The following is a 22,940-nucleotide window of genomic DNA, read 5'->3' as shown; positions in this document are numbered from 1 at the left end:
CTAGTGAAGATGTCACTACGCGCCATCTTACTTACGATTAAAAGGAAATAATTCCCCATGGAAGGCTTCGCTATCGCAGCGTCCCAGATTCAATGCGTCAACGCTGCTCTGCGCTTTACTTGACGACCATGAGGAAAAAGGGTTCCGCACTAGCCTGGCGTGATGCGTAGATTTTAAAACGCCGGGCTAATACTGGAAGTGTTACCCGTAACATGGCTCATGCTGTCGTCATTCCGTCTTCGAAGAGACGTGATATGACAATTAGGAAAACACTAAAACTTATGAAAGGAAAATACCTTGCCATATCTCGTCGAATTTCATAACAGAGCAGGATTCGCCTCGTCCTTCAGAGTCGAGTGGGACGGTGGCGAATGCCCTCCAGATAGAACTGAGGTGATCACCGCCGGTGGCGTTGCGAAGGTCGACCTTCGCGAATATGGTGTTCCTGAAGGCACCTCCTGCTGGGCCAGGGCCTACGTTCAGGGCGGGCCCAATCACGACTCGGGCGACAATTTCAACTACGGGGAAGACGATAGCTCCACCGCCTCTTACTCGATCACCGGCACTACACTCAATCCGTCCTTCAGCCTGGACATCGTCGACTAAGCATCCAGCCCCGCCACTTTGTGTGACGGGGCATTTTCTGTACTGGAGTCAAAATCCAGACCGTTTCACAATTAATCCGCACCCTCTCATTCCGAGACTGAACACCTAGAGTGCGAGATGGGCACCAGTAAATCCTCCAACGCCTTCATCGAGGACTTGGGTGTTTCCCTGATGCTGGAGTTGACGTCGGACAAACCGAATAGCGCGTACACGTTCACTGCAGTGGATGTTGTGCGCTAAGCAGTCATTGGACTTGCCCCTACCAGACCGGACACCCATTCCCCGTTAAATTGATGCACGCTGCCGAGCGCCGCCGTTCCGCCTAGGTATTGGGTACTTCAGTGGTAGGTGTCAGCTGATGACAGCGGCTCAAACGATAGAGGAACGCCTTGGAAGAGATCGCATTGGCCAACCCAAAATGTGCCTTGAGCAAGCGCGGCTAGGCACGTTCGCGCCGCTATAGTCGACTCTATTGCCGACCGTACCTCCAGGAGCTTTTCCCAGTGTCTGACATGCCGACCCATTTCGCTTACACAAAGCGCTTCAACGCCGTGCTCGCCTACATTGATGCCAATCTCGAAGGTGACCTGTCGGTGAAGACGTTGAGCCATGTGGCGAACTTTTCGGCGTTTCACTTCCATCGACAATTCACCGCGTTCGTAGGTGTGCCGGTCTCACGCTATGTGCAACTGATGCGACTACGACGCGCGGCACATCGCCTGGCCGCCCTCGCGGATCACTCGGTACTGGACGCCGCACTCGGTGCCGGCTTTGAAAGTCCCGAGGCATTTTGCAGAGCGTTCAGGCGGGCATTCGGTACGACACCGAGTGCGTTCAGGAAGGAACCGAACTGGCAAGTCTGGAATGCGGTATTCGCAATCCCTCATTTTTCCAGGACCATCATCATGCAAGTACGAATCGTAGATTTCCCTGAAGTCAGGGTAGCCGCGCTTGAGCACTGCGGACCACCCGGGCTCGTCAATGAGAGCGTGCGCAGGTTCATCGAGTGGCGTATGCAGAGCCGACAGTCGCCGGTGGCATCGAGTCGCAACTTTGGCATTCCCTATAACAACCCCGATACGACACCTCCAGAAGCATTCCGCTTCGCAATCTGCGGCGAGATTCACGAGGCCGTGGCGCCGAATGAGTTCGGCGTGCACGAGATCGTCATTCCTGCCGGTCGCTGCGTCGTGGTGCGACACGTGGGGTCACCGGATCATATCGGCGAAACGATCTATCCGATTTACCGCGATTGGCTTCCTGCCAGTGGAGAGGAACTTCGTGACCAGCCGTTGTTCTTCAATTACCTGAGCGTCTATCCCGAGACACCGCAGGATCAATGGCAAACAGATGTGTATGTTCCGCTGCAATAGCGGAGCAAGCAGAGCCTTCGACCCTGAGCTGACGTTGACGAGAGTCCGTTCAGGGTCGACTTTTTCAACAGAATCGACCCGTTGCTGCCGGTCGCGAGGTTTCTGACCTCGCTTTTGCTGGCCGTCTGGTTCATTCCTTAATCTCGGGAAAGATACATCCGCCATTGCGGACCAGCGCCTTCAGCTCTTCGCTCACCTGCGTGGGGTTTTGACTTATTCGAGTCACGAACGCCTCGAGGTGCCGTGCGTATGACTTCGAATCGTGCTTCGCGCTCCAAAGCACGATGTTGAGCACGATGGGAATGAGGTCCAGGCCTTTCTCTGTCAGCGTGTAGAAATCCTTGCGCCTATCGTCGGGGTTGGGTGCCTTCGAGAGAATGCCTTGCCCCTCAAGAAAGGCAAGGCGGGAAGCGAGGACATTAGACGCGATCCCCTCTTCCGATTTCAGGAACTGGCCATAGGTCTTCTTACCCACAAAAACGATGTCGCGAATGATCAGGAGCGACCACCGGTCGCCGAAAATCTCCACGCCATAGTTCACTGCGCAATGGGACCGAACGTCTTCTTTAGAGGTTGTTTTCATGGCCGGATCTTAACATCGCTTGCATGGAGCAAGTAAATCCCTGCAATTCACTTGCTTTTTGCAAGTGAAACAACCAGCATGGCTCGTACGCTGAGCGCAGTCGCACCAGCACGTTTCGTATCACACCGCTCAGAAGGGCCAATAACATGCTCGTTTTCGTCACTGGCGGCACCGGCCACGTCGGTTCGTACGTCATCCCCGACCTCATCGCAGCCGGCCACGAGGTCGTCGCTCTGGCAAGGTCAGACGCGTCCGTGGCAGCGGCGTCCGCGCTCGGCGCCAAGGTGCGTCGTGGAGATCTTGCCGACCTCAAAGGGCTCAAGGCGGCGGCGGTTGAGTGCGACGGCGTCATCCACCTCGGATACAGGGCCGAACTGCTTCCGTCCGGCGGGATCGCCGCCTTGGTCGAATCGGAACTCGCGACCGTCCTCACGTTCGGCGAGGCGCTGGCGGGCACGGATAAGCCACTGGTCGTTGCAGGCAGTATCGGCACGCCCATGAACGTGGGCAGGGCGGCGCCTATCGGCGCACCGGTCAGTCTGGGCCGACCGGCGACCGAGGATGATCCCGCTCTACCCTGCGGCCTGATCGATTCAGGCACTCTGTTGGCACGCAATATCGTGGAAACCACGGTCGTGGGCCTCGCCGAGCGAGGTGTCAGATCGTCGGTCGTGCGGATTCCCACTCTCTTACACAGTGCGACCGGTCGCCTGCAGCTGATCATGCTCGCGAAAACAAAGGGTTTTGCCGGCTATCCGGGAGACGGCAAGAACCGCTGGCCCGCCGTGCACGTCCGCGATCTTGCCTCTCTGTTCCGCCTGGCGCTCGAGAAAGGGGCCGCAGGCAAAACCTGGCACGCGATCGGCGACGAGGGAATCCCGTTCCGCGAGATCGCCGAGGCTATAGCCGCTCGCCTGGGAATACCCGCCGTGAGCATCCCCGCGGACGAGCTGATGCTGCCGGGCCACTTTGGGTTCCTGGCGGCGGTGGCCACGCTGGACCTCCCCGCGTCGAACGCCATCACCCGCCGGGCTCTTGGCTGGGACCCCGTTCAGCCCGGTCTGATCGAGGACCTGGACAACGGCCATTACTTTCCACCGACTGACTTGAGCTGACGGCGGGGCGCTGGATCGCCAATGCGCCCGGCACAGTCCCCCCTAGCACCTTTTCTCGCCCCCCATCACCCACGAGGAGCACGCATATGCGCGTTTTTGTCACTGGCGGCACCGGCCATTCCGGTCCGTACATCATCTCCGATCTTATCGCCGCCGGCCATGAGGTCACGGCCCTGGCTCGGTCCGACAAGGCCGCCGCGCAGGCGGCTGCGCTCGGCGCCAAGGTACATCGCGGCCATCTCGAGGATCTCGACGGGCTCAAGGAGGCGGCCGTAGCCTCGGACGGCGTCATCCACCTCGCGCACCGGCAGGACCTGATTCCAACCGGCGGGATCAACGCCGTTGCGGCCGCGGAGCTTGAGATCATGCTCGCCTATGGCCAAGCACTGGCCGGAAGCGGAAAACCGTTGGTCGTGTCTGGAAGCGTCGGCTCGCCCGGGTGGGAGGGCCTGGGCCGGCCGGCCACAGAGGAGGATCCACCCCTTCCCGGCGGCGATCCGTACAAGAATACCCTGCGGGTTCGGAACATCGTGGAAACCACGGTGATCGGTCTCGCCGAAAAGGGCATACGGTCTGCGATCGTGCGGATCCCTGAGATCATGCACAGCTCCACCGATAACGCCGGCTTCCTTGCGCTGTTGATCGGGCTGGCCAAGGAAAAGGGTGTCGTCGGCTACCCCGGAGACGGTGCCAACCGTTGGGGGGCCGTGCACGCCCGTGACCTCGCCACCGTGTTTCGCCTGGCGCTGGAGAAAGGCGCCGCGGGCAGAAGCTGGCATGCAATCGCCGAGGTGGCTGTCCCGTACCGCCAGATCGCCGAAGCCATTGCCAGCCGCTTGAATCTGCCGGCCGTGCCTATTCCCGCGGACGTGCTGATGCTGCCTGGCTACTTCGGGTTCCTTGCGAATCTGGTCACGCTGGATACCCCGACATCGAACGCCATCACGCGCCGGGTTCTTGGCTGGGAACCGACCCAGCCCGGACTCTTCGCCGATCTTGATAACGGTCATTACTTCCCGGCCGTCTGATGAGGTGACGGCACACCGCCGGGTCGCACTGCACCCGGCGGGTGGCCGAGCCGAGACGGCGTAACCCGTCCAGAAAAGACGAAAAATACCTGATTTCAGAACGGAGACTGCACATGAGCACTATCAGCATCATCGGTTCAGGAGGCATGGCCACGGCGGTCGCCGGCCGTATCGCCAAGGCCGGACACACCGTCGAGGTGTTCAGCCGCGATCCCGCCAAGGCGCAGGCGCTTGCCGACAAGCTCGCATCCGGAGCGATCACAGGGACTTACGGCGCCACTCCGGCGGGCGACATCGTCATTCTCGCCGTGCCGTACACCAATGCGTTGGCGGTACTGGCCGACTTTGGGAAAGCGCTCGACGGTAAGGTGATCATCGATATCACCAACCCGGTCGCTCCCGATCTCTCGGGCCTCGTTACCCCCCACGGCAGTTCCGGTGCGCAGGAGATCGCCAAGGGAGCCCCCGCCAGCGCGCATGTCGTCAAGGCGTTCAATACCCTCTTCGGCCAAGTACTTGCCAAGGATAAACGCCTCGACGCGTTCATCGCGGCGGACGATGAGCACGCCAAGGCGCGGGTCTCGACCTTCCTCGAGAGTCTCGGGCTGCGTCCGTTGGATGTCGGCGGCCTGCAGATGGCCCAGACGCTCGAGTGGCTCGGTCTGATGATGATCGGCCTGGCCAAAAACGGCGCCGGCAGCTGGGACATCGCCATGAAAGTCGATATCGGCTGAGTCACCGACACCACGTCCTCACCAGCAGGTCCACAACGTGTCCGATGTGATCGGACACGATCCCAGGTAATGGACATGGAGAGATTTCGATGAGCACACAAGAGAATGTCCAGACTGTGAAGAGTTTTTTTGCAGCCATGGGCCGCGGCGATAAGCCCGGTCTGCTGGCGTTGTCTGCCGAAGATATCGAGTGGATCATTCCGGGCGAGGACTGGCCGCTGGCCGGCACGCACCGCGGACACCAGGGATTGGCGGATTTGCTTCAGAAGGCTTGCGAAATGGAAACTTCATTCCCGCAGCCCCCCGAATTTGTAGCGCAGGGAGACCGGGTTCTGATGGTCGGGTTCGCCACGGGGAAAGTTAAGGCCACGAACAGGACGTTCGAGGACCATTTTGTCTTCGCCATGACTGTTCGCAATGGCAAAGTGACAAACATCCGCGAATATATCGACACGCAAGCACTGGCACGGTCCTCCGAGATGGCGTGAGCTGTTGGCGCCGATTGAAAACTGACCCAGTCCATTCAAGAGAGGCCGGGACCTACGGCTGAGCGGTCCAAACGGCCAGCTCATAACCATCTGGATCAATGAAGTGGAACCTGCTTCCGCCAGGGAACGAAAAGGTTTCGCGGGAAATAACAGCCCCCAGGGCTTTGAGCCGCTGCTGCGCCTCCTCGAGATCATCCGAGTACAAAATGATCAAAGGGCCACCGGGCCGAACGAGCTCTCCCGTAGTGAAGCCCCCCGTAACCACGAATGCTCATGGGTGCCTCGTAGGCATACCCACTGGGATTGCCGGCGGGATAGGACATCACAAAACCAAATCGGCCTGCGCTATTGGACAGCCAGGCAAAGGCTGGTGTCGTTTCAAACACTTGCTCCAGATCCCGACAGCCTGGTGTACCGATATCGACCGCGGCCCCGGCATGGTGCTCGCTGAAATGTGGAGGCGCAGAGACGGCAAGTGCCCCGTGGCCACGGGGCGAATGGTGGCGATGCATTCGTTCAGCGCATCGTTCTCACATCTCCAAAAACTGCGTCTACACTCGATTTTGCAGGCCCAGAAGGATCGACGGCTGCCGTGAGTATTCGTTGGTCCCGTTGTGATTATTTATCTTCGAGACAAGGAGCAGTCATGAATTCACTCGACTCAATTCAGCAAAGGCAAATCAATCTTACACACGCTTACGTGGTGAATAATGCGGCGAGGTGGAGTCCGTCCTGGGAAATCATGAAGAAGCCTACGCCGGCCCAGGTTAAAGACAACATTCTTTCGCGTCTTAATGGCTCCAAGGTTGGCGGCGGCTATGCCGTAGTTTGGGGCCCCGCTCTGGTGATGGATGGCGATTACGCGGCTCACATCACAGTCGTGCTGATGGGCGGGAAAAGTGGGAACGACACCGTAGTGGTGACGAGTGGGACCCTTGACAATTCTCCTGAGGATCAGAAGGATGATCTTGATATTTTCCCAATGGTGCCGTTAAAGAATCTCATCAAGAGCTGCCCAGTGTCGATAAACATATCGCAGGGAACTGCAGAGGGTGTAAACAAGATATTGACTACGGCATCTACTATCAGTGGTCAGGGCACACTTGACGATTTTCTCGGAAAGCAGCGCAGTGGCGCGACGATCCGATTGGTCGGTCATAGCCTTGGCGGTGCTCTAATGTCGGTAGTCGCGCTTTATCTAAAAGACAAATTCTCGAGCTTTAATTTTTATTGCGAAACGTTTGCTGCGCCAACGGCCGGCGATGGTTTTTTTGCAAGCTATTTCAATAAGCAAATGGCCGGTAATGCACTACGGATATACAACACTCTGGATGTTATTCCGATGGCGTGGTGCGCAACCTCTCTCGATTTCTCCTTGACGCTCTATGAACCCACCAACGTCATTGATCCAGTCACGAAGGAATTGGTTTGCATTGGAATCGATACTGTTACAAATAATAATTTGAACTACACACAATGGGGCATGGGCAGCGCAAACATGGAGCTGCGGCTCGGAGGGGAGATTCAAGCCGATTGCACAAGCTATAACGCTCAATCCGGCTATCAGCACATCTACGAGTACATGTCGCTGCTGGGCTTGAAACTTGGCGATATACCGATGCCGCCACCGTTCGGCAGCTAGTGCGATAGTCTCGTCGCCCAGATGTTCGAGTTGCAGTTGCCGGCATTTCTTCGCGAAGCCTACACAACTGCAACTCGCTTATCCGGAAACCTTTTCGCTCGCAACGGTGCTTAAGCAGACGCAACGTGGCCGGTGGATTCATATACTGCCAGGCACCGTGGCGTGTTCTTTTCCTCCGCTTCATCAATCGGCTATTGAACTATGGAGCCAATATGGCTGACTATGATGCCAAATTCGATTTGTTGTGTTTTCTCGCCACACCGGAAATGCGGACGAGGAAACTGAAATGACCAACCCGAACGCCGTGAAGACTTACATCGGCTGCTACTACCTCACCATCATTGTCAATTATGGGGAAATAGGCAGCAATACCTGGTTCGCGTATCGCCAAGGTAATTCGCTGGCGTGCGAACTATTGGACTATGACACCGAGAACGACGCGACCTTGTTCGCTTTCTATCTGGGAGATACATTCACCCCCGACAACGCTATCAATAAAGACACCCACAACTGGCTTCAGGTTCAATCGGTGCGCGACGGGACGTGGTTGGACTGTGGCAGCTCGATGTCGGGCGGTAACTCACATGATTTCTTTATCGCACTCACCTCTCCGCAAACGCCTGCGACGCTCGCCCTGGCGACCCATGATCCGTACGGCATCCCGCCGGCAGACAACGCCATCTGGATGGAGCTCGTCAAAGGCCAGTCGGTTGTATCCGTACTCAATATTGATATCCTGAACAATACGGTCTCCTGGGCAGATATAGAGACCGCCTTGATATTTGCCAACCCCTCCGTGCCCGTCATTACGCAACAGCTATTCCCGGGTGCGTCGGACCTGCGCAAGCGTTCATACGACCGGGCCGACTTCTGGTACCTGTTCCTGAACAATGCGGATTTATCCGGCACTCGGGTGACGAACAGCAATCTGAGCAATGTCACGTTCTCGGGCATCGCGAATTTCTCGGGCACCGTGCTCGATGGCAGCAACCTCTCCGGTTGCATGTTGGATGGCGCGAACTTTCGCAATGCATCGCTGAAGGACGTCGACCTTAGCAAAGCCAGCCTGAAAGGGAGCGACTTCACGGGCGCGGTGCTCGACAACTGCAACTTCGAAAGCGCTGACCTGGAAAGCGCCGATCTGGCCCTGGCGACCCTCTCGGATCTTACCAAGCCCATCCGCATCACCCGAGACGTCAAAAACCGAACCATTTTTTCGAACGCCCGCGTGAACAAGATCCTCACGCACGCGCTCGACCACAAGGATAACGACATCTACATCTGGAGCTACGCACAGATGGACGGCGTTAAGTTTATGACGCCTGATCCCAAAAACCCGGGAAAGGCGATCCTCGATGGGACGCTCAATCATCTGGTCGCACAGTATGCCGTTCTGACCGGGGTGCAGTTCTCCGCCGTGGAAAAACCGAGCCTTCGCTACGCCGATCTGTCCTACGCCCAGCTCGGGGGCGCCGCCCTGGCGCAAGCGAACCTGGAGTACGCCACGTTTGACAACGCCACCCTCTCGACGCCAAACGGTCTGCTCCGTTGCAACCTGAGCGAGGCGAACCTGATGGGGGCCACGTTCGCCAAGGCAGACATGTCGTACGCCCAGATGCCGTTTTGCTACCTGTACGGCAACGGCGCGGCGCTGGTCGGCGCGAACATCATGCAGGCGGATTTCAGCGGTGCGTATCTCGTCGCAGCTAATTTCTCTGGCATCAAGGATAAAAACGCGGCGGGCGTCAACTTCGACGGCGCGTGCCTGATCAACGCCAATTTCACCGGCACCGTGCTGTCGCTGGTGAATTCGGAGCGCGCGACCTCATTTGCGAAGGCTTGCCTTCAAGGCGCCGATTTCTCCAGTGCGAGTGTGGGTGGGGTCAATTTCACAGGAGCGGCCGTCAGCACGGACAACGGTACGTTGACCGTCCATGGCGGCCGGGAGGACAAGCACAAGATCCAGTACCACGTCACGCGGAAGCCGACGGACACCGCTGGCGCAACGTGCCCGAGCGGCCAGACCGGGCCTTGCACCGGCACGATGTGGAACGCCGACGACGCGCCCATGACCGACTGGCACTACGGGCCGTGAGGTGCGGCCCGCTCCCGCGTAGACAAGCTCAACCAGTACAACCACTCACAGGAAGAGAACGATGAATCAACGGAATGATGGGGCGACCAACCAGCGTTCGGACAAGCTGCCCGGACCGACCGAAACGCGCACGCTGCACTTCAACCTGAAGCATTGCAAGAACCCGGACGACGTGCTTCTGCACGCGAACTTGAGGAAGTATCGGCTCAAGCGTCATACGCCGCAGACCCTCGCACGAGCGAGCCAGAACACGCCGTTCTTGAAACTGCTCCCGCAGGAGCACGTCACTCATTACATCGAGGACCTCCCCGTTCCCTCTAACCGTCCGGCACTGATCACCGTGTCCACGGGGACGGGTGACGGGGCGCCCGGCAACACCATCGCCATGCACTTGCACGTCCCCAAGGCCGGCAGGTCGGCCGCGCGCGAAGAGATGAAGAAACGTGGCAAGGATGTGCTCGCCTCGGCTCACTACAAGCTCGCGAGATACGGCATCACGTCGGACGATCTCAAGCCCCTGGTCCTGGACTCCGACTTCCCGGATCACGTAGACGACTACAACGACCCCATGGAGGCGGCGGTCGCTATACTTTTCCACCATCCGAGCCTCCTGAACCTGAGCGGTGATAAAGGCGGTGCCATCCCTGCATACATCAAGGATAACTGCATCACAGTCGCGATCCAGAACGATAGTGGCACCCTGGTGGACGCGATCAGCGACGCAGGCGATGGATGGCAAAAAAAGGTGCTGCTCCTCGACTGGAACAACGACAAGGTATACGACGACAACAAAAAGCCCATCTATACGGCCAGGCTCGAAGAGGGTGTGAATATGGCCATGACGAGCACCTTGCCCCTGGCGATCCAGCTCTCGAGGCAGGACGAGTACCTGCGCGGCGCGCTGTGGAAAGTGCTCGATGGCGTCGTATCGAGCGAATACCAGGGGACGGCGGGCTCCAAAGCCGTGGAGCCGCGCGCCCAGCAGCGAGACCAGAACGCTCAGTGGCAATTGAAGAACCTCACTCCGGGCAAGGGCGTCGTGGTCGACCCCGCCAGCGTGACATGCGAAGGGAACAACATGTCCGTGACGGTGGAGAACCAGTGGCTCAGGCACCTGGGGGCCTACATCGAGTTTCTGGATGCCAGCGGCACCCCCGTCGCGCCGCCGGACTCATGGCCGGCGACTTCAATCCCGAGCATATTCAACGGCACCGCCACGTCGAAATACCTCGACCGGGTCGGGCCCATTGATGAGATCGCCGGCATCCCCATCGACGTCACGGACATGACGCTGACGTTCCCGGTACCGGATACGGCCAACGCGGTGAACATCCATCTCGCGGGGCTCGGCGTTTTCGGCCCGGGGCACACCGACAGGCACATCTGCCTGCTCGGCATCTTCATGACGGCAACCTTCGAGTATGCGATTCCGGTTGTCGCCCTCGTCGTGGGCGCGGCCCTCATGAACACCGAATTAGTCACCAACCTCCTGAAGGATAACAAGGTCTACGTCGGCATTCTGGGCGTCCTGGCGACGATCGACGCCGCGCTCCTCGACTATGCATTGACGGGCGGAATCAAGGAGGTCCTCCTCAAGCTGGCCAACATCATCGGCCCCTTGCTATGGAAGACGGGCTTGAAGGCGATGTTGCTGGAGTTTATCGCGCAAGGGGCTCTGGAGGAGGCGATCCCATTCGTGGACATCGCCCTGGAGGCGACCAACGCGGTTGTCACCTTCGCGCAGCTCAGTCAGACGACGTTCGAGGTGCTCGAGGCGGCGCCGATTTACACGTCGACGGTGACGAGGACGATCGATCTGGATATAAAACTCGTCCCGGACTCGCTGTACCATTACTTCCCGATGCAGGCGACGCACTACGTAGTCACCGTGGCGTACGACAGCCAAGTGACGGTGCCTTCCAAGGAGTTTGCGTTGCCGAAGGGGACGGACAACACTCCCATTCAGATCAGCTTCAAGGGTGTCCCGGGTGGGGGGAAGCTGAAGGTGACCGCGGTCTTCTATGCCGACAATGGATGGGTCGCCGGGAAGGGTTCCACCGACTGGACGCCTGCGCTGGGCACGAACGGCAGCACGCTCGTGATTCCGAGCCTCGAGATCAAAAACAACCTGCCTCCGCTCACCAAGAGCTCGGTCTACGAGCACGTGGAGAAGCTGGCCTACCAGGGCGGTGCGCACGTGTGGGACAAGACGGCAGCGCCCCCAACGGCCACGCTCGGTACGTCAGGCTCGGACCTCATCAGCCTGACGAGCATCACCCTGGCGCAAGGGCCTGCGTCGATCGGCTACAGCTGGCAGGCCTCCAACCTGAACATTCCGGAGAACCTCTCGACCAACCCCCGGTCGATCGACCCCATGTACACGCTGCAGAACGTGTCGCTTCTCGTGCCACCGGAGCAGGCTTACCAGCCGCTCGACGTCGGCTATAGCAGTAAATCAGGTATTTGCTACGACCTGATGAGCCGGTCGGACGGCTCCGCGCGGAACCTCTTCCTCGACAGCTACCCAGTTGCAACCAGCAGCGACTATGACGCACCGTCGTACGTTCATCTTCGCCAGGTGGCGCTGAGCTACGACAACGGATCGAAATGCGCTCCCCTCCACTCCGGGACGGGACAGAGCTATGGTCGGTTCCCGGCGGATGTCCCGCTGGACGATTTCGTCCTGCATCCGCAAGGTTACGTGTTTGCCATCAGCACCGGGCGAAGCAAACTGCTCCGATGCGAGCTGTCGAGCGTCCCCGTCGCGGAGGGGGAGGCCCCCGACGCCTGCTTGTTCTCCGGCGAGGGCTTGCGGGAGGGCCTGGTGTCGGGGCCGGTGGCGATCGCGATTGGCCTGGATGGGGTGGTGATGGTGCTCGAATCCGATAACGCACGGGTACAGGCGTTCGACATCCACGGTAATCCGGTCAAGTACTTCCAGAACAAGACTTCATCGATGCTGCCGCTGACGATAAAAACCCGCGACCAGTCGACGTACCTCGACCTGGACGTGGAGGCCAAGGGGTATGTCTATGTGCTCTCCTATACTGGCGACGGCAGCTCGCCGGACCACTACTACATGGATATCTACACACCTAAGGGTGACCTCCTGGTGTCAACGCAAGGCGTTGCAGCCGGCAAGCTCACGGTGAGCCTGGACCGGAACGTATATGCCCTCAACTACGAGCTGATCCACGGCGCGGACGGCAGGCCCGAGCCATCGATCAGCCACTGGATGCCGCCAGCGCCAGCGGTGTAATCGCCGCTCACCCGTCATCTGATCCAAGAAGCACACCTATCGCCAGATGGCCCCGTCCGGTACTGGGGCACATCTGGCATCTCAAGCGCATGAATGCGGCTCCAACCGTATCGGGGTCGACTGGGATGATCTGATTGCCTCCAGTCCGGTTTCGCGGTCGAAACCATCCCAACTGTTAACCAGTACCTGCCAGTCTTTCGCCTGGAGTTGGAGGCGCCTGCTCTGGCGGTAGCGGGAAAACGGGCTCAGCCACAATAGGATCTTGACGTTTACGAGTGAGTCCTTTCAGCCAAAACGTCCACATCAACACTGTCCCTGAATATGAATCCACCAAGCACGCCCCTTCCTTCCGGGGCATCAGTTGGCGGATAAGTCGTAAGAAAGATCCATATATTCGTCCCCACGGAGATAGGCTCGACAACATCACCACAGGGCCGGTGGTGCCCGCCGCCTCTCAAAGTGCCAAGCACTATCGTAGACACGCCCGGCTGGCACAAAATAGTGCTCAGTCGCGGCCGCCAGCAATCAGCCGATAAATCAGCGCCCCTGCCACCGCGCCGAGAATCGGCGCGAGCCAGAACAGCCAGAGCTGCGCCATCGCCCAGTCGCCCACATAGATCGCGACCGCCGTACTGCGAGCCGGGTTGACCGAAGTATTGGTCACCGGAATGCTGATCAAGTGAATCAGGGTGAGCGTAAACCCAATGGTCAGCGGCGCAAAACCAGCGGCGGCACGCACCGAAGTCGCCCCCAAAATGATCAGCACGAACATGCCGGTCAACACGACCTCACAGACAAAGGCCGCCCACAACGAATAGCCTCCCGGCGAATGCGCGCCATAACCATTGGCGGCAAAGCCCGCGTTTAAATCAAAACCGGCCTTGCCGCTGGCGATCAGAAAAAGCACGCCACCGGCAACCAATCCACCCATTACTTGCGCCAAGATGTAAGGCAACAGATCGCGCGTGGGTAGCCGCCCGCCGACCCAAACACCAATGGAAACCGCCGGGTTGAGGTGGGCGCCGGAAATGGGCCCTATAGCATAGGCCATGGTCAACACACTCAAACCAAATGCCAGGGATACACCGAGATAGCCGATCCCCACCGCTGGGACGCCTGCCGCGAGCACGGCACTGCCGCAGCCCCCCAGCACCAGCCAGAATGTACCTAGAAACTCTGCCCCGTATTGCTTCGTCCACAACTCCTCACAGCCCTGAGACCGCAAGATAGAATTTCACGTGATAGAAAGGCTGACGCGGTGCGCGCCAGGAATTGAATGGCACATCCGTGTGCCCAAGCCGACCAGGGAATGCTCGTCTTGTGTATCGCAAGGCGCCTATCCCGAGCCCCTTCCGACTACAGCCAGAGCCAAGGCTCTTCCATCTGCGCTTCCTTGCACTGGCACTGCTCCTGTCATCCTTGAACTCAACGGCTGGCAATCTAACAGCCGATTGTGCAGGCCAGGCTCAATTGCCATATTTGTTCAGATATCGCATGAAAATTCGCTGCCACGCTAAACCACCTGGTCAGGCGTTTTTCGCGACAATCCCCTTTTTTGGGGGCGGCCCCTCTGTTTTCGCAAACCTATTACGTTGCCGATACAAGACCATCGTTGCCGAGAACCCGCACAACGCTGCGAACATCAACCAATAGGCCGGAGACGCCTTGTCGCCGGTTGCCTGCACCAGAAAGGTCGACATCGCCGGGGTAAATCCACCAAAAATTGCGGTCGCCAGGCTGAAGGCCAAAGAAAACCCCACCACCCGCACATTCTGTGGCATGACTTCGGTCAAGGCCGCGACCATTGCACCGTTGTACACGCCGAAGAAGAACGAGAAGTACAGCAAGACCACCAACAATCGCTCGAAACTGGGGGCTTCAGCCAGCCAATGCATGGCCGGATACGCTGTGAAAATGCACAGCAGCGAGATCGCCAACAGCAGTGGACGACGGCCGATTCGATCTGAAATCGCACCGCCGATGGGCAACCAAATAAAGTTGGTCAGGCCCACAAACAACGTCACCACCAGGCTATCAGTGGTGCTCAAGTGCAGCACCGTTCTGCCGAATGTCGGGGTGTATACGGTGATCAGGTAGAAGGTAGTCGTGGTCATCGAAGCCAACAGTCCACCCGCCAGCACTGTGCGCCAGTTTTCCCTCATGGAGCGGAACACTTCGGCAGTACTTGGATGATGCGCACGAGCCTTGAACGCTTCGGTTTCCTGCAACGAACGACGAATGATGAAAATGAACGGGATGATCACGCAGCCGATGAAGAACGGAATGCGCCAGCCCCACGCCGCTATCTCGGTTGCATTCAGGTAGGCGTTGATCCCATAGCCCAACGCCGCCGCAAGGATGATCGCGATCTGTTGGCTGGCCGACTGCCAACTGGTGTAGAAACCCGTACGACCCGGCGTTGCGATCTCGGCCAGATAAACCGACACACCGCCCAGTTCCGCACCCGCCGAGAAGCCCTGCAGCAATCGACCCAACAGCACCAGAATCGGTGCCGCGACGCCAATGCTGGCATACCCCGGTACCAATGCGATCAGAACCGTGCCGCATGCCATGATCGACAGCGTCACAATCAACCCCTTGCGACGCCCCACCTTGTCGATATAGGCGCCCAGCACAATGGCGCCCAATGGACGCATCAGAAAACCCGAACCGAATACGGCAAAGGTCATCATCAGCGAGGCGAACTCACTGCTTGCGGGGAAGAACGTCTGGGATATGTAGGTTGCGTAGAACCCGAACAGAAAGAAGTCGAACTGTTCGAGAAAGTTGCCGCTGGTGACCCTTATGATAGCGCCGAATTTTGACGTCCGGGATCGGGTGTTTTCCGTTTTTATTTTGACCATGGTTACGGTGCTACTCGATATTGTTATTGGAATAGAGGTCGTGACGGTCAGTCACTGCCGGCGTTGATCGGGTTGGGTAGACGTTTTTCGATGGCGTACTTGAGTAGCGCGGCGCTACGGAAGATACCGTGGGCGAATTTGCTGTAGGGCATGGTCAGAAAGAACGCCATCACCAGCCCCAGGTGGATTGCCAGCAGCAAGCCCAGGGCGCTGGTCTCGCGCAAGGCGAGCAATGCCAGACCGCTGGAACTGACCAGCAACAGCAGCGCGATAAATCCGCGATCCATGGGTTTCTGGTTCTCGTCGCCCTGTTCCGGGTTGCGGCGCAGATTCATCCATAGCAATCCGGCCGGGCCCACCAGCAGACCGATACCGCCGAGGATTCCGAGCATCACCGGCAGACTGAAGATCGGATATGGGGCAGACCAGTCGAGCAGGAAGTGATAGAGCGTGGCCACTGCCGTGGCGGCGAAGCACAGCAGGAAGCCGTAGAAGGTGAAGTGGTGGAAGCGACGGCGCCATAGAGTGAATTTGTCATCGTCGTTATTGCAGCCTTCTGCGTGGCCGCCGTCCAGATACTTGAGCTGTGCGACGTTGACCGTGGCCTCCAGGGCGGCAGAGGTTTTCAGTGGCAGCGGCGCGTCGGCAGGTGAGACGTTACGCCAGAAACGTCGTACTCCGATTGTCAGGGCCAGTGCCGCAAAGCCGAACACCGCGCCAAACATCAGGGCCAGAGTGTTGTGCGGGAAAATACCGTAGAAATTGCCCCCCGGCATGGCCGTGAACAGGTTACCCATCGCCACCAGGGCCAAGCACAGAAACAACGCCAACCCGCCACCCGAAGCCAGAGCCAGGGTTAGACCGTTACGCTGGTAAAGCTTGCCCAACGGCTGCGGCCAAACGTACTCGGCATAAGTGTTCAGACGCACCTTGGCCATTGCTTTAGGCACATTGACCGCAAACTCATGGGGCGCGGCGTACTGGCACGCCGAAAGGCAAGCGCCGCAGTTGTGGCATAGGTTCGCCAGGTAATGGCTGTCTGCCTGCGTGAACTCCAGACGCCGGGTCATGGCCGGAAACACCGCACAAAAACCTTCGCAATAGCGACAGGCATTGCAGATGGTCATCTGCCGCTCAACTTCACTTTCCTCCAGATTAAGGACTGGGATCAGTTGGCTGGACGCTTGGGGATCAAACAGTTGCATGTCGAGATTCCGATATCACAGTAGAAGGGCCGAAACCCACCGAGGCCGCCGCCTGAACGCCAGCGATACGCCCGAAAGCAGTGCCTATGGCCATGCCGATGCCGGCGGTGTAGCCCTTGCCCAACACGTTGCCCGCCATCATTTCCCCGGCGACAAACAGATTCGGACTGGCTTTGCCTTTGAAGCGCACAGCCGCCGTTTCGTCGGTGGCCAAGCCCAAGTAGGTGAAGGTCACACCGGGTTTAAGCGGATAGCCATAAAACGGCGGTTTGACCAAAGGCCGTGCCCAGTGTGTCTTGGCAGGTGTCAGGCCTTCGGTATGGCAGTCGTCCAGGGCGGTGTGGTCGAAAGTGCCGACCTGACAGGCACGGTTGTAGTTTTCGATGGTTTGCATGAACTGCGCTTCTGGCAAATCCAGAAGACCCGCGAGCTCTTGCAGTGAGTTGGCCTTGGCCCCAGGGAAAACCGGCGGCATGAAACGGCCGATCGCCTGCTTGTCGATGATCGAATACGCCTTCTGGTTGGGTTGACCGGCCACCAGCCGCCCCCAGATTGCATAGCGCTTGGGCCAGAAATCTTCGCCTTCGTCGTAGAAGCGCTCGCCGTCGCGGTTGACCACCACGCCCAGCGACACGCAGTCGATGCGGGTGCAGATCCCACCGTCGTAAAGCGGCGCCCGGGCATCGATGGCAACCATGTGCGCCTGTGTCGGATCACCGATGATGTCAGCGCCGAGATCCTGCATGCGACGTAGCAACACCCCGGTATTGAAACGCGTGCCACGGATCAGAAAGTTATCCGACGGCCATTCGCCACGTTCGTTTTGACCCCAAGCCTCGCGCAGCCATTCGCGGTTGGATTCGAAACCACCGGCTGCCAGCACACAGGAGCGGGCCTCAACGCGTTCGGCAGGCAAATGCTGCCCATCGACCTCGCGCGCGCCTATGTGCGCGGCGACGAACTTTCCATCCTGCAGCTCGATATCAGTGACTTGAGCGTTGTAGCGAATCTTGACGCCCAGGCGTTCAGCGCTGCGAAAGTACGCGTTGACCAGCGCCTTGCCTCCGCCCATGAAGAACGCATTGGTGCGCGCTACATGCAACGCGCCGGACAGCGGCGGCTGGAAATGCACGCCGTGGGATCGCATCCAGTCACGACACGAGGAAGAGGCGCGAATGGCGATGCGTGCCAATTTTTCATTGGTTATGCCGCCGGTAACTTTGAGCAAGTCCTGCCAATATTCTTCTTCCGGATACGCGTCCACCAGCACATCCTGCGGCGCATCATGCATACAGCGCAGGTTGCGCGTGTGCTGTGAATTACCACCACGCCAGACCTTTGGCGAGCTTTCCAGCAACATCACGCTGGCACCGGCTTCCCGCGCCATCAGCGCCGCGCACAAGGCCGCGTTACCGCCACCTATAACCAAAACATCAACCATCGTTTCTCCTCAATTCGCAAGCAGACGGGAACGAGTTGCTGCTGGCGAGTGGGCGAACAGTAGTGCGGCACCCAAGGGGGCGAAAGGCGGGTTTTTACATGGGGGCTTTAGTTTTGCTAAAGGGGGGAAGTGAACTTTCTTCGGGCAACAGCCCCTTTGATCGCAACGGTTATGCGAGGCGAACAACTATTGAGTGGGCGGCATTGCCTGTAAGGCATAGGTACGGTGACAGGGTTCCAAGTCTCAAATTTCCTCGATCAACCGCGCTCCGGGCCACTGTCGATCATTGACCAGATGTCGCACGACATCGGTTATCACGACCCGCGTCGCCAGAGCAGCGGGAGACAGTTCGTCGTCAGCAAGAGTCGCCAGCAAATTCCTACGCCCAACGTGCGCATCAGCGATCTGTACCAGTGACAGTCCCGACTCCCCTTCCAATGCCGCGGCGGCACCTGGTTGAATCGTAGCGGCGTGTCCGGCCCTTACCGCGTTCATCAGCACGACCAGCCCGTCTATCTCCATGATGATGTTGGGCGTCACGCCCGAGCGTTCAAATGCGGTCATCAGAGTCGTACGCAGCCCATGTTGAGAGCTGGGCATCACCAGCGGCAGTTGACCAAGATCTGCCAGTTGCACGCTGTCGCCGCGCGGTGCGCCTGGCAGCTCCCGGGAGGTAATCACGAATAGTTTTTCGTCCAGCAACGGCGTCACGCTCCAGCGCTTGCCGCCTTCGAGTTGAAACAGGATGGCCAGATCGATCTGTCGCGCATTGAGCTGCGCCGCGAGGTGCCCGGACAGCATCTCCACCAGGTGCAACTGGATGTCTGGGTAACGCTCGCGCATTGCATTGATCAATGGCAGCGCCAGAACCGTGGCGGTGGTGGGTGGCAGACCGACACTGACGTATCCACTCATGCGCCCGCGATGTGCTGCCAGGATCGCGTTCTCCGCCTGGCGCAAGGTCAGTTGGGCGTGGTGCAGGAAGGCGAATCCGGCGCTGGTCGGTGTCACGCCAGTGCTGGTACGGTTTAGCAGGCGAGTCGACAGTTCACTCTCAAGCTTGCCGACCTGCTGGCTTAGTGCCGAGACGCCGACGTCCAGCTCCAATGCGGCACGGCCAAGGCTGCCGTGCTCGACGATCTTCACGAAATAGCGCAGTTGCTTGAGTTCCAAGGGGAAGCGACTCCGGGCGAAGGATAAACCAGCAGTCTACCTCTTGCCTGCCCCGCTGACCTGCGCATCCTGGCTGACAATGACATCGCCGGCGTGATACGTCGGCCAGTTGCTCAGCGTGAACTTGCGCACTGCCCATCTCACAGAAATGGGTGCCATATCCAAAAGGCAATCATGCCGAAGAATAGAGGAAGCTCAAGATACAAAGGTGCTTTGCTCCATCGTTTGAGCCCCTGCGGTATGGCGTCGAGCTCTCGCTGGGTGACGAGTCCCCGCCAGATGAACATCCTGGGAAACATGATAACGATGCCGATCAAACATAACCTCATTGAGCGATGCTTGTAAGACTTGCCGCCCCACCATTTGCGGTCACCGATCATCATTTCGTTATTATCGAAATAGGCTTCGACCAAATCCAGCTTTGTTTTAGTGATATAGGCTGACAAGCCAAGACTAAAGAACAATAGAAACAGAAGTAGAAAAACACTCATCGCCTCCAACATCATCATCAATGCGTTCCCTCATAAATCAAATCACCCGCAAGCTCTCCCAGCCCTCCAAATATTATTCCGCCAGTATATCCACCTACGACCCCACCAATAATTCCGCAGCTCAATGCTCCCCACCCGCCCGATACAACACCCAACCCAACCGCGCACACCAATCCCCCTGCACGCGCCCCAAGCTTTCCTCCGAAGTGAGAACCAGCAATTCCTCCCGCCACCTTGCCGCCCTCCACATACCGGGCCTTTCTGCACTGCTCCTCCCGCCCCGTGGAACACGCCTCCTGAATCGCCAGCCCCGCCGCTCCCACGTCCAGGGCCATGCCCACATAGCCTCCTTTGCTGTCAGTACCGATGCAAAACTGACCCACTTGGGCAAAATGCGGCTTTTGCGAGCTGCCCATGCTGTCCAAGGAGCAACACGTGGAAATCAGTGTTCTTATTCGTCAGGAGATGGCGTCAGATATAAAGACAGATAAAGATCGAAAAGAAGAGCAATACCGCTGCTTGCTACAGATCCTAATCAACTACAAGAAACATCCTACATTTCAACCAACATCTGTAAGGCATTACGGAAAATGGTCTTTCACTTGGTCCGCCTCAAGTTCTTGGAGAAAGCCTCCAGGACCTCCTCACGCGACGGCAGGCTTTTCTCAACATCTGCGGGGGTCGTTTTGAAGCCTTCCAGGCGCAGACTGGCCGCGTAGTTGGATTGGCGAGTCCTGGCCGCATAGGCCTTCTTGGCTTCAAGGCTGATAGCGCCCATTGCGCTGGACCTCAATTGTGTTCATCGAGTAATTAAAAGAGATCAAGCTGCCAAGTGCTTGATCTCTTTCAGCGCAACGACCTCAATCAATCGGGCGGTTATCCAACGCGGACAATAGCTGACGGGATGGGGATGCCCCCTCAAGCAGCGCATCCACCACTGCCCGCGCCACTTCCACCGAATGCAGCATGCCCCAGAACAGCGCCCTCTCGACAGGGTTGGTGTGCAGGCTGATTTCGTCGCCATTGAGTTCTGCCGTTTCGAGCAGATTGGAAACGTAGGTCAGTGCGCCCTGAGCAGTGATGCCCGGTTGGATGGCAAACAGCGTGGGTTTGTATGGAGCTTCGGGGATGACGGGCTTGGAGCAGGTGAACGCGAGGGTATCGAGCAAACGGGGAGTATTAGCGGGGGCTGGCTCGGATTCGTTGGACGGCGTGTCCGGGAGTTTACGCAGGTATGTCTCCTTATCCGCGGTGCTGAGAGCTTTGCAAACGACAGGCGGATCGGGGGTGATCTTCTTGAGCATGGCGGCATTCCTATTCGAGTTCAGGAGTTCGCCACTTTCCGCGTTCAAACAAAAGGTGGCGGACCGTACGCAGGTTGAACGACCGGGAATAGGAACCGGCAGGCCGAAGCCTCCTGCGCACAGCCCACCATAACGCGGGCAAAAAAAAACCGCTTTCGCGGCGCTGTGCGCCTATTCATTTCCGGGCGTTCAAACCCGTATCGCCGAATTTGCAGCGACAGCCAAACTCTAGCTCTCGACTCTGGCGCACACAATATTCTCCCACGCCTGAAACGTGTGGGAAATATGAGATTTTTTGGAAGGCCATTTCACGCTGCTTGAATGAGCGCGTGGCTCACGCCGAATATCGGGCCCGACTAAAAAACAGCGCAGACCCACTACCGATGGCATAGATCGAAGCGATGCCCAGATCAAAGCCGGCAATGAAAGGCGGCAGCATAAAAATACTCGCAAGCCCCAGAGCGACCAGGGTGATGCCCAGCCATTTTCTGAGGCGGTAGGATTTCAGATAAAAGAACAGCAGCAGGAACACCGCGTAAGCTCCGGCATAAAAGCCATATTCGCTCATGGTCTATCCGCCTTGATTCTTGATGATCATGGACGATACGGAGTGCTGAGGGCCTATGCCGCCGCTGACCTGCGCATCCAGGCTGACGATGACATCGCCGGCGTGATAAGTCGGCAATTTGCTCAGTGTGAACTCGCGGACTGCCCATCCCACCGGGAAGGCCGCAACGGGCATAAACCTGCCTGCCGCTGCAGCGAAAACACTACCAGTGAGGTAGGCGATACTCGTTCGTTGGGTATTGAGTAAATCCCCCTGTTGCCGGGTCAGGGGTTTGGAGATCCCGACCATCATTTGGCAGGGCAAATCCTTGGCGAGCATTTTGTCGTAGAGCTCCACCACCAGATTGTTCACTTCATAGTGGGCGGCTTTCGCTTCACCAAAATGCAGCGTTCTGAGGCTACCCCGTTCACTGGCTGACAGGGTGAAGCGCGATACGTTGAAGACAATTCCATGATTGCCGGAAAACTGGTCACTCTCAAACTTCAATGCTCGCATCCTTGTCGAGTCTGGAAAGGCTGGGAGTCTGTCTTAGCTCATAGGCTTTCGCAAGCGCTTGGTAAAACGCCGAAAAAGACTTTCATCTTTGGTGAAATAGCCACCTGACACAAACACGGCTGTAGGCAATGCACACCTTCCTCGGCAAAAACCGAACAGATGATCAGGAAGGCTCCCACGCTGGTTGTGGAAGCAGATTTGTAGTCCTCTTCCCCGTTCTATAGCTACACCAACGACCTGAAAAAGCTTGTAGCAGTTGGGGTTTTGACAGCTCCCGGCGGCCTTATTCATTGTGTTGGGGCATACCGCTGACGTTGTCAGCAACATGCCCATGTAGCTTGGATCCGGGAAGCTACGATGCGCCATTGCGCATTGATCCTCCCCCCAGGTCGCAACGCTGTAACCGTCCGGGCAACACACCTTCCTGACACCGTCGCTTGAGGCGATGGTGTCCACCTAAATTTAAGTGGACACCA

Annotated in this window: 21 protein-coding genes and 1 pseudogene; 9 read left to right on the top strand and 13 right to left on the bottom strand. The window is 58.1% G+C overall.

The window, feature by feature from the left end; genetic code table 11:
* Nucleotides 1-297: 297 nt before the first annotated feature.
* Both AC07T0_RS29270 and AC07T0_RS29265 read left to right on the top strand, forming a co-directional pair.
* Nucleotides 298-606: a hypothetical protein gene (locus AC07T0_RS29270; protein WP_495004445.1), complete on the top strand. Its 309-nt coding sequence runs from the start codon at nucleotides 298-300 to the stop codon at nucleotides 604-606.
* A 503-nt stretch (nucleotides 607-1,109) separates the two neighbouring features.
* Nucleotides 1,110-1,979, top strand: a complete 870-nt coding sequence (locus AC07T0_RS29265; RefSeq protein ID WP_495004444.1) for an AraC family transcriptional regulator — start codon at nucleotides 1,110-1,112, stop codon at nucleotides 1,977-1,979.
* A 130-nt stretch (nucleotides 1,980-2,109) separates the two neighbouring features.
* On the opposite strand, the gene AC07T0_RS29260 is transcribed toward AC07T0_RS29265, so the two are convergent.
* Nucleotides 2,110-2,562 carry a winged helix-turn-helix transcriptional regulator gene (locus AC07T0_RS29260; RefSeq protein WP_121132440.1) on the bottom strand — a complete coding sequence of 151 codons (453 nt, stop codon included), beginning with the start codon at nucleotides 2,560-2,562 and terminating at the stop codon, nucleotides 2,110-2,112.
* A 146-nt stretch (nucleotides 2,563-2,708) separates the two neighbouring features.
* Between AC07T0_RS29260 and AC07T0_RS29255 the strand changes: the two genes are divergently transcribed.
* From AC07T0_RS29255 to AC07T0_RS29240, 4 genes are all read left to right on the top strand, one after another.
* Nucleotides 2,709-3,677 (top strand): SDR family oxidoreductase, encoded by a 969-nt coding sequence (locus AC07T0_RS29255; RefSeq protein WP_495004443.1) that lies wholly within the window; start codon nucleotides 2,709-2,711, stop codon nucleotides 3,675-3,677.
* 86 nt (nucleotides 3,678-3,763) lie between these two features.
* Nucleotides 3,764-4,705 carry an SDR family oxidoreductase gene (locus AC07T0_RS29250; protein WP_495004442.1) on the top strand — a complete coding sequence of 314 codons (942 nt, stop codon included), beginning with the start codon at nucleotides 3,764-3,766 and terminating at the stop codon, nucleotides 4,703-4,705.
* 113 nt (nucleotides 4,706-4,818) lie between these two features.
* Nucleotides 4,819-5,439 carry an NADPH-dependent F420 reductase gene (locus AC07T0_RS29245; RefSeq protein ID WP_495004441.1) on the top strand — a complete coding sequence of 207 codons (621 nt, stop codon included), beginning with the start codon at nucleotides 4,819-4,821 and terminating at the stop codon, nucleotides 5,437-5,439.
* 89 nt (nucleotides 5,440-5,528) lie between these two features.
* Nucleotides 5,529-5,927 carry a nuclear transport factor 2 family protein gene (locus AC07T0_RS29240; protein ID WP_495004440.1) on the top strand — a complete coding sequence of 133 codons (399 nt, stop codon included), beginning with the start codon at nucleotides 5,529-5,531 and terminating at the stop codon, nucleotides 5,925-5,927.
* Between the two features lie 52 nt (nucleotides 5,928-5,979).
* Here the strand turns inward: AC07T0_RS29240 and AC07T0_RS29235 are convergent.
* Together AC07T0_RS29235 and AC07T0_RS29230 are read right to left on the bottom strand one after the other, a co-directional pair.
* Nucleotides 5,980-6,189: pseudogene (locus tag AC07T0_RS29235) on the bottom strand (VOC family protein); the annotation flags it as partial.
* Entirely contained in the window at nucleotides 6,119-6,439 is a 321-nt protein-coding gene (locus AC07T0_RS29230; RefSeq protein ID WP_495004439.1) for a D-alanyl-D-alanine carboxypeptidase family protein, read from the bottom strand. The gene AC07T0_RS29230 and the pseudogene AC07T0_RS29235, both read right to left, overlap by 71 nt.
* A gap of 134 nt (nucleotides 6,440-6,573) precedes the next feature.
* Here AC07T0_RS29230 and AC07T0_RS29225 point away from each other — a divergent pair, with 134 nt between their 5' ends.
* The 3 genes from AC07T0_RS29225 (at nucleotide 6,574) to AC07T0_RS29215 (ending at nucleotide 12,923) form a co-directional block, all read left to right on the top strand.
* A complete protein-coding gene (locus tag AC07T0_RS29225) occupies nucleotides 6,574-7,569 on the top strand; it encodes a lipase family protein (RefSeq protein ID WP_495004438.1) in 996 nt (331 codons plus the stop codon).
* Nucleotides 7,570-7,855: 286 nt separating this feature from the next.
* Nucleotides 7,856-9,664 carry a pentapeptide repeat-containing protein gene (locus tag AC07T0_RS29220; protein WP_495004437.1) on the top strand — a complete coding sequence of 603 codons (1,809 nt, stop codon included), beginning with the start codon at nucleotides 7,856-7,858 and terminating at the stop codon, nucleotides 9,662-9,664.
* A gap of 61 nt (nucleotides 9,665-9,725) precedes the next feature.
* Nucleotides 9,726-12,923, top strand: coding sequence for a hypothetical protein (locus AC07T0_RS29215; RefSeq protein ID WP_495004436.1), 3,198 nt, complete (start codon nucleotides 9,726-9,728; stop codon nucleotides 12,921-12,923).
* 505 nt (nucleotides 12,924-13,428) lie between these two features.
* Here the strand turns inward: AC07T0_RS29215 and aqpZ are convergent.
* From aqpZ to AC07T0_RS29165, 10 genes are all read right to left on the bottom strand, one after another.
* Complete coding sequence (aqpZ, locus tag AC07T0_RS29210; protein WP_495004435.1) at nucleotides 13,429-14,124, bottom strand: aquaporin Z; 696 nt, start codon at nucleotides 14,122-14,124, stop codon at nucleotides 13,429-13,431.
* Nucleotides 14,125-14,449: 325 nt separating this feature from the next.
* Complete coding sequence (locus tag AC07T0_RS29205; RefSeq protein ID WP_495004434.1) at nucleotides 14,450-15,787, bottom strand: MFS transporter; 1,338 nt, start codon at nucleotides 15,785-15,787, stop codon at nucleotides 14,450-14,452.
* Nucleotides 15,788-15,834: 47 nt separating this feature from the next.
* Nucleotides 15,835-16,992, bottom strand: a complete 1,158-nt coding sequence (gene tcuB / locus AC07T0_RS29200; RefSeq protein ID WP_495004433.1) for a tricarballylate utilization 4Fe-4S protein TcuB — start codon at nucleotides 16,990-16,992, stop codon at nucleotides 15,835-15,837.
* Nucleotides 16,979-18,433, bottom strand: a complete 1,455-nt coding sequence (gene tcuA, locus AC07T0_RS29195) for an FAD-dependent tricarballylate dehydrogenase TcuA (protein ID WP_495004432.1) — start codon at nucleotides 18,431-18,433, stop codon at nucleotides 16,979-16,981. Before tcuA ends, tcuB begins: the two co-directional genes overlap by 14 nt.
* A 243-nt stretch (nucleotides 18,434-18,676) precedes the next feature.
* Entirely contained in the window at nucleotides 18,677-19,606 is a 930-nt protein-coding gene (locus AC07T0_RS29190) for a LysR family transcriptional regulator (protein ID WP_152739976.1), read from the bottom strand.
* Nucleotides 19,607-19,746: 140 nt separating this feature from the next.
* Nucleotides 19,747-20,115, bottom strand: a complete 369-nt coding sequence (locus AC07T0_RS29185; protein WP_495004431.1) for a hypothetical protein — start codon at nucleotides 20,113-20,115, stop codon at nucleotides 19,747-19,749.
* A gap of 580 nt (nucleotides 20,116-20,695) precedes the next feature.
* The gene (locus AC07T0_RS29180; protein ID WP_495004430.1) at nucleotides 20,696-20,875 is read right to left on the bottom strand and encodes a YhfG family protein; all 180 of its coding nucleotides are present in this window, start codon (nucleotides 20,873-20,875) and stop codon (nucleotides 20,696-20,698) included.
* An 82-nt stretch (nucleotides 20,876-20,957) separates the two neighbouring features.
* Nucleotides 20,958-21,401: a hypothetical protein gene (locus AC07T0_RS29175; RefSeq protein ID WP_495004429.1), complete on the bottom strand. Its 444-nt coding sequence runs from the start codon at nucleotides 21,399-21,401 to the stop codon at nucleotides 20,958-20,960.
* A 334-nt stretch (nucleotides 21,402-21,735) separates the two neighbouring features.
* The gene (locus AC07T0_RS29170; protein ID WP_495004428.1) at nucleotides 21,736-21,969 is read right to left on the bottom strand and encodes a hypothetical protein; all 234 of its coding nucleotides are present in this window, start codon (nucleotides 21,967-21,969) and stop codon (nucleotides 21,736-21,738) included.
* Between the two features lie 3 nt (nucleotides 21,970-21,972).
* Entirely contained in the window at nucleotides 21,973-22,455 is a 483-nt protein-coding gene (locus AC07T0_RS29165) for a hypothetical protein (RefSeq protein WP_495004427.1), read from the bottom strand.
* Nucleotides 22,456-22,940: the final 485 nt, after the last annotated feature.

The organism is Pseudomonas sp. GW821-FHT04D07, assembly GCF_059420225.1.
Note: the sequence above shows the minus strand (reverse complement) of the source record. Positions and strands in the feature narration are given on the sequence as shown.

Bases quoted from the DNA above. Each gene is read 5' to 3' on its own strand.
- tcuB (WP_495004433.1), bottom strand. From the start codon at position 16,992: ATGCAACTGTTTGATCCCCAAGCGTCCAGCCAACTGATCCCAGTCCTT.
- AC07T0_RS29205 (WP_495004434.1), bottom strand. From the start codon at position 15,787: ATGGTCAAAATAAAAACGGAAAACACCCGATCCCGGACGTCAAAATTC.
- AC07T0_RS29220 (WP_495004437.1), top strand. From the start codon at position 7,856: ATGACCAACCCGAACGCCGTGAAGACTTACATCGGCTGCTACTACCTC.
- AC07T0_RS29170 (WP_495004428.1), bottom strand. From the start codon at position 21,969: ATGAGCGAATATGGCTTTTATGCCGGAGCTTACGCGGTGTTCCTGCTG.
- AC07T0_RS29245 (WP_495004441.1), top strand. From the start codon at position 4,819: ATGAGCACTATCAGCATCATCGGTTCAGGAGGCATGGCCACGGCGGTC.
- AC07T0_RS29260 (WP_121132440.1), bottom strand. From the start codon at position 2,562: ATGAAAACAACCTCTAAAGAAGACGTTCGGTCCCATTGCGCAGTGAAC.
- tcuA (WP_495004432.1), bottom strand. From the start codon at position 18,433: ATGGTTGATGTTTTGGTTATAGGTGGCGGTAACGCGGCCTTGTGCGCG.
- AC07T0_RS29175 (WP_495004429.1), bottom strand. From the start codon at position 21,401: ATGCTCAAGAAGATCACCCCCGATCCGCCTGTCGTTTGCAAAGCTCTC.
- AC07T0_RS29255 (WP_495004443.1), top strand. From the start codon at position 2,709: ATGCTCGTTTTCGTCACTGGCGGCACCGGCCACGTCGGTTCGTACGTC.
- AC07T0_RS29230 (WP_495004439.1), bottom strand. From the start codon at position 6,439: ATGCATCGCCACCATTCGCCCCGTGGCCACGGGGCACTTGCCGTCTCT.
- AC07T0_RS29240 (WP_495004440.1), top strand. From the start codon at position 5,529: ATGAGCACACAAGAGAATGTCCAGACTGTGAAGAGTTTTTTTGCAGCC.
- AC07T0_RS29250 (WP_495004442.1), top strand. From the start codon at position 3,764: ATGCGCGTTTTTGTCACTGGCGGCACCGGCCATTCCGGTCCGTACATC.
- AC07T0_RS29215 (WP_495004436.1), top strand. From the start codon at position 9,726: ATGAATCAACGGAATGATGGGGCGACCAACCAGCGTTCGGACAAGCTG.
- AC07T0_RS29225 (WP_495004438.1), top strand. From the start codon at position 6,574: ATGAATTCACTCGACTCAATTCAGCAAAGGCAAATCAATCTTACACAC.
- AC07T0_RS29180 (WP_495004430.1), bottom strand. From the start codon at position 20,875: ATGGGCGCTATCAGCCTTGAAGCCAAGAAGGCCTATGCGGCCAGGACT.
- AC07T0_RS29185 (WP_495004431.1), bottom strand. From the start codon at position 20,115: ATGATGATGTTGGAGGCGATGAGTGTTTTTCTACTTCTGTTTCTATTG.